This is a genomic window from Deferribacter thermophilus, assembly GCF_049472675.1.
GTDB classification, from domain to species: domain Bacteria; phylum Chrysiogenota; class Deferribacteres; order Deferribacterales; family Deferribacteraceae; genus Deferribacter; species Deferribacter thermophilus.
In genome coordinates this window covers 1-1,131 of the sequence record NZ_JAPNXM010000027.1, presented here as the reverse complement: position 1 = coordinate 1,131, position 1,131 = coordinate 1, and the positions used below count along the sequence as shown (strand labels likewise).

Genomic DNA, 1,131 nt, shown 5'->3' with positions numbered 1-1,131 from the left:
TTTCATCATTTTTCTTAAATTTTGCTCAATTTTCTACTCAATTTTTATTACTTTTTAGTTTTTTATCCCTTGTTCACCTCCTCAAATAACTCCAAATCATCTAAAATTTCTAATTTTGGGCACAATACACCCTTAAAAACATAATCTAATTGCTTTTGTTATATTAAAACATATCGATTTCATCAGAAATTCATACAACACCTTACGCAAACCCATATATCTCGATCTATTTAGACCATATTGACTCTTCAATGTACCAAAACTACGCTCAATTTTATATCTCACCTGCTTACACAAATTATTTAGCTCTTTCTGTAACTCACTTAATTTCCCGCCCTTTATCTTCTTATGCATAATAAAATCTTCTATATCCTTTGACTTCAACATATCTCGATTCTTCTTGCTACTATATCCCTTATCCGCAAATACCATTGGAACATTGTAACCCTTATCTCTTAACTCTGATATCAATGACTCTAAACAGCCTGACTCATGTACATTTGCTCCTGTCATATTTACTGCTAAAATAAAACCATCTATTGCATCACTCACTACATGCGCCTTATAACCATAATAAACTTCATTTCCCTTCTTTAACCAACTAGCTTCTTCTCCTCTGGAATAGTTGATATCCACGCCCTCTTTCTTTCCTGTTTCTTCTTTTGATGAAGTTTCTTCTTCATTTTTGGACTCTATACATTTATCTGGACGACTCTTAGCTTCTATTACTGTAGCATCAACTATCACTCCTTTTTCTAAAATAAATCCAGATTGCTTGAGCTGCCTGTTTATTTCTTCAAATAATACCTTATCCAAATTTAACTCACATAATCTCTTCCTAAATCTGCTTATTGTAGAATGATCTGGTACTGCATCTTCCATCGATAATCCCACAAAATCCATAAAACTTAATCTGTCATGTAAGGCTTCCTCTATCTCATAATCACTTAAATTGTACAAATTCTGCAAAAATACTATCTTGAACAGTAATAACGGAGGATAGGCTGGTTGACCACTCGCATTCTCTGTGTATTTGTACTTCTTTTTTAGCTTCTTCTCTATCTTTGAAAAGTTTATTAAATCATTTAAAAACCTTAATCTATTACGTTTTTGTTTTGATAATTTATCTTG

At 31.9% G+C, this 1,131-nt stretch carries 1 protein-coding gene; it reads right to left on the bottom strand.

Annotated features, from left to right (window positions below):
- Positions 1-132: 132 nt before the first annotated feature.
- Positions 133-1,131, bottom strand: a 999-nt coding sequence (locus OWM07_RS11140; RefSeq protein WP_423303819.1) for an IS5 family transposase, incomplete at its 5' end; no start/stop codon positions are given.